1 protein-coding gene is annotated in these 5,845 nt (G+C 38.1%); it reads right to left on the reverse strand.

The features are described from left to right. Positions 1-5,171 (reverse strand): beta strand repeat-containing protein (locus L1S35_RS13130; protein ID WP_236401448.1); only part of this gene is annotated, 5,171 nt, incomplete at its 3' end. Positions 5,172-5,845: the final 674 nt, after the last annotated feature.

Consider the following 5,845-nt stretch of genomic DNA (forward strand, 5'->3'; position numbering starts at 1 on the left):
ACTCCTAAGGTAACTGTAGCTGAACCACTGGTATTAGTACAACCGTTCCCATCTGTATAGGTATAAGTATAAGTAGTATCTACATTTCCGTTATATGGATTAGTAATACTGAATGTTCCACCAACTGGCGAACCTATCAAAGCTATATCTGTATTTGGACAACCAGATACATTACTCGCTGTAACTACAGGTAAAGCATTTACCACTTTAGCAGTAGAAGGAGCACTAACATATAATAGACCTTCTCCAGCTGTAGCTGTCAAAGAATCTCCAGTTGCTAAGGCAGGTACTGTGACCGACCATGCACCACCAGTAACAGTAGTTGCACCAATTTGTGTGCTTCCTGCTTTGTAAACTTTAATATCAGTACCATCAGGTTCAGTACTTGTACCGCTTACAGTTGTACCACCTACACAATAGCTTCCTGTTATCACTGGAGCAGCAGCATTTACAACTAAATTTTGTTGAACCGATGGGGCAGCATACCAGTAAGCTGGTGACCCTCCTCCTGCTTGAGAAGCAGTAATAGTTGTGGTACCACGTCCCAAAATAGTTACTGTACTACCCGTAACTGAAGCTACTGTTGTATTGTTAGAACTTGTATAGGTAATTGGATTACCTGAATTTGGTGTCTGAGCAGAAGTTGCCGTTAAAGCAAATGGACTGTCACCCACCTTTTTTGTAGGCAATGCACCAAAAGTAATCGACTGATCATTATCTGGATTTAAATATAATGCAGAAGGTGGAGTTTGACCTGTTAAGATATAGGCCGCATTTCTCCATAGTGTCAACATCTCATTAGTCAAATTCTTTCCGTCTGATTCACAAAGTGCACCAAAATTAAATCCAAAAGTAATCATTCGAGAAGGAGTTACATCTAGAGAATTTGTACCTAATTGTGTTCCCGCAGGAATATCATTGATTAAGATACCTTTAGTTACATCTGTAATTGAAGTTACTGTAGCCTTTAAAGTCCCGGTATTTGAAAGAGCTAAATTATTTACTATAGAGATACCTTTACCTGTAGCACTGGTAGAAGCATTATCATCTGATGTGGTTTTTAAAAGAGGTATACTATTACTCGACACATCCATACCGCTATAAAGTGGATTAGTCGTGTTACCAGTTACATCAACTGATAAGAATGAAGTATCAGATACAGTTGACGTAGCAGTAACAGCTCTGGCATTTTGCAAAGCAAATGTCTTATTGTATATAACCGGAATACTAAGATTTCTAATAGCTAATTTTCCTGATGGCGGTAACAAAATACCATTAGTACCTCCAAATGATTCTTGTACTACAACCAAGTTAAAACCTGAAAGTGCCGGTAAGGTTGTACCCGTGATATCCGTTGAAGAAACAGTAACCTCAAAATTAGGATCCGATGAAAGCATTCTTATAATAGCATCATTGGTAACAGTAGAAGCACCTGTACCACTCAATGTTTTAGTCAATGTAGCATACAGTATTTTAGCTTTAGCCACAGTAAGTGTTTGACTTACATCAGCTGCAGCATTATAATTAGCACTTGCTGCTTGCGAAGCTGTAATAGTAGTAGTACCAAGACCAACATAGTGTATTTGAGTACCTTCATTAACAACAGTTGCTACTAAAGGGTTTGAACTCGTGTAAGTAATTGGATTGATACCTGAAGTAGGAGAAGTTGCCGGAGAATAATCCGCGAAACCAACAATTTTAGTTGCAGTTGAAGCAAGGGTTATCGTCTGAGTTCCTAAGGTAACGGTAATAGTACCATCTACGAAAGTACCAAAAGAATAATTAGTTGCCGCTAAAGTACCTTGAGCCGGAGTAATAGTAATTCCCGAAGCACCAACTGCTGTAGCATTTGTATACGAAGTAGTATAACTCGCAGCTCCCGATATAACCGAAGCTGTCTCACTATTAACAAAACCTGTCGCGGTATAAGTACCCGCAGCGGTAACAACAGCTGCAGCTGTACCATAGCCTACACTTTGATTATTAGCGGTAATCGTTAATGCAACTTTAGTGATATTTCCAGTTAAAGTAGGCGCTGTAACAGTGTAATTAGCAGAAGGAGCAGTATAGCCATTAACTGTTATTGCTTTTCCATCCCCTGCCGTTGCAGTTGCAAAACTTGCTACCGGAGTCCCGGTAACTGCAAAAGTTTCGCCGTTTTGCAATCCTGAATATTCGGGTGTTCCTGTAAACGAAGCATCTGTATCGCCATCATATGGCTTATTATCACCTGTTAAACCAGTAATAGTTAATGAAGCCGGTGTAATATTTCCTGTTAAGCTAGGTTGTGCCACCGTATAGTTTCCTGAATGAGCTCCTGTTAAACTAAATGCTGACGTTACTGAAATTCCATTAGCTACATTTACATCAGCAAATGTTCCACCATTATTAACTAAAGTAACCGTATCACCAGAAATAACACCAACTAAGCTAGCTCCGGTAATAGTTGCATCGGCAGTTCCTGTATATGTTTTAGATGTTACAACTGCACCACTAACTGTTAATTCTTTTGGAGTAATATCCGCTGATAAACCTGTTGGATCTGTTAAAATATAGTAAGCTGCTTTTGCACCACTTAATGTAGCTGTAGAAGTTACAACTATAGCTGTACCAACTGTTTCTTGAGCAAAAGTACCTGTTCCATTTAAACTTACATCATCACTATTCACAACACCAACCAGCGTTCCGGTAAATGTAGCATCAACCTCACTATTATACACTTTATCATCAGCAACAGCACTACTAACCGTAAGTTCTTTTGCAAGAATAGTATAAACAAGGATATCATCTCCTGTACCAGTTCCATTAGTTGCGCTAATCGTTACATTATAATCACCGGGTAAAGCTGTAGGCGTTCCTGTAATTTCACCTGTCGAAGTATTTACACTTAAACCAGCTGGTAAACCTACTGCATCAAAAGTTGTAGGTGAGAAAGTTCCTGTAATTGTATAAGTCGCAGCAGCAACTCCATAAGTAGCTGAAGCTGTTAACACACTAGTTATTTCCGGCATCGTAGCTGATATAATACTAAAAGCGTATGGTGCTGATGAAGCTCCGTTATAGTTAGTATCCGGATCTACCGTTGCTACTACCTGATAGGCACCTGCATTAGATGGTGGCGTACTGCTGCTATATGCAGGACCGGAAGTATTTGTATATAAATAAGATACAGTACCAGAAGAACCTGTTACACTAGAAGTAGTTGGCCCTTGAGGATTACCATCATAAGCATAAGTTGGACTTCCTCCTGTAATAGAAATACTCGAATTGGCCTTAGTAATAGTAATAGTACCATCTACGAAAGTAGTAAAATTATAATTTGTTGCTGTTAAAGAACCAACCGCCGGAGTAATTGTAACACCCGAAGTTGCTGCATCCGTAGTATCGGTATAAGAAGTGGTATAGGAAGGAGCGCCAGTTATAACTGAAGCTGTCTCGCTATTTACAAAACCTGTTGGAGTATAAGTTCCTGCAGCAGTAACTGCCGAAGCCGCAGTACCATAAGTTACACTTTGATTCCCAGCAGTAATAGTTAAATCTACTTTGAAAATATTTGCTGTCAACCCAGTTGGCTGTGTAACTGTATAATTAGTAGATGGCGCAGGAAATCCTGAAACCAATATCCCTTTGTTATCAGCAGCGTTTGCATTTGCAAAAGTGGCTGTATAAGTATTTGGAACCGAAAAACTATCGGGACTCACTAACCCTACAAAAGCAGCTGTCGTTCCAATACCATCAAGAGTAGCTGTTGCACTACCATTATAAGGTCTGGAATTACCTGTAAGCCCAGTTATGGTTAAGGCTTTAGCGGTAACTGTACTCGAAGGAATACCTTTATTAATAGAAGTGGCTCCTGAACTGGAGAACTCTACATTACCAGAATAAGGAGAGCCAGCAACAGTTGCGGTTGGTAATAATCTCACATAAACAGCAGTTGAAAGTATAGTCCCTGCAGCACCAACTGTAATAGGAGAGCCGTTTGTGCCTATATTAGCCGGAACCGAAAAATCAGAATCTGTTGAAACCTGAAAACCTACAGGAGGATTTACAGAAATACCTGCATTCATACTTGTTCCTGAAACATTAATAAAACTAGTAGTAAATGGTGTTCCCCCATAGGTTTCAGTTACAGCAGAAAAGTTCCCTATAGTTGAAATAACCGGACCAGTGACTGGAATCACAACATAAGTTGGAGAAGAATAATTATACGCTAAATCTCTGTGAACAATCGCATATTCCTCACCACTAGTAAAAGAACCCGCATAAGATGTTGCTCCAGAAGAAACAGCCCCATTTTGCAAAGTCCAATTACCAGCAACACTAGGCCCTTGTGTTGATGTTAACGAATACACACCTTGACTATTCAAAGAAAGATCATTAGCTCCAACCGTTCCTGCAGTTCTCTTAAATATAAGAGTCGCCTGTAAACCTGTAGCTCCTGTACCCGTATCTGCTCCATTTGTCCATGATAAATTAGTTGTAGTTCCAGATGCTGCTGTAGCAGATGAAGGAGCTGTTATATCAGTAGTTGCATTTGTTGATGTGTAGATAACAACATCATCAAAATATGCTCCCCCTGCTAGAGCTGATTTTCTTAATCTAGGATAAACAGATTGAGACGCTTGACTCCACGAAATAGTTGTTCTTACCCAAGAGGTATTATTAATTGCCACTAGAGTACCATTAGAACTACTTCCAGATCTTGCAAGACCAGCATTTCCCGTCATAGTAGTTCCCGTGCCAGCTTTCATCCATACTATTGCATGGCAATATATATATGTTGCATTTGTATTTACTGCAAATGTAGTGTTTTCGCCATATCGAGTACCTGTACCCGCTTCAAAAGTTAAAAATGAATACGTTCCCGTTCTAACAAATGTTGGATTTGAGTTTATTTGCACATAGGAATCTGCATCTGCTGTACCTCCGCCAAATACCCATGAACCAATTGCATTATCTTCAAATCCTGTGGGATTATTTGTTTGCCCCATCACATTTTGCACTCCCAATACCGAAGTCAACAGGACAAAGAATAACATCATGTATCTTCTTGCCATCACCTGCCCCATAGATCCGAGCCAAAGAGCAACTGTCAGGCATAAAGGAGAAAACCATCGATGGACTGCCCAAATGGTTTTTGCCTGATAAAAATCTTGTGTAATTTTATTCATAAAACAAATAATTAAGTTAAAAAATGATCTTGACAAAAGCAATGCAATCGATTGCGCTAAAGCAACTTTTTATCTAAAAATAATAAAACAGACGAGCAATTTAATGCAATCGATTGCATAACTAAGACAATTTTACAATAAAATAGAATACAAAACAAAAATTGTTAATAAATTTTATGATTGCAAATCATTTTTTGGGTAGAAAAACAGAAGAGTCATTAATTATTTGCTTGTATTTTTAATGTATCTATAAAAATACAATAGCAAAATTGTCAAAAATAAAATTAAGAAATCTTCATATAAATAAGGAGTTGAAATGAATAAAGGCTACTTTTTACATGAAAAAAATGTACTATAGACTGTAAAAAACTGTAAAAAAAATAAGTGCCTAAAAAGCAGATTGGCATATTTACTTTTTATAAAAAAAAACTTAAAAAAAATTACACCAACAGATTAAAAAACGAAAACCTTATCAGTGGCTTTTTAAATTAGAGTAAGATTTCCAAGTTTTCCTCTCTCATCCACTTCATAAATAATAGTCAACCGATAACCAACATTTAGTAACTGACAACTGATAACAAAAAAAGACCCTCGATTGCTCGAAGGTCTTTTTATTATATATCATTCCCGTTAAAACGGAAAACCGTTAACGCTTCACAACACGCATAGTTTGC

The organism is Flavobacterium anseongense, from assembly GCF_021608185.1.
Taxonomy (GTDB): domain Bacteria; phylum Bacteroidota; class Bacteroidia; order Flavobacteriales; family Flavobacteriaceae; genus Flavobacterium; species Flavobacterium anseongense.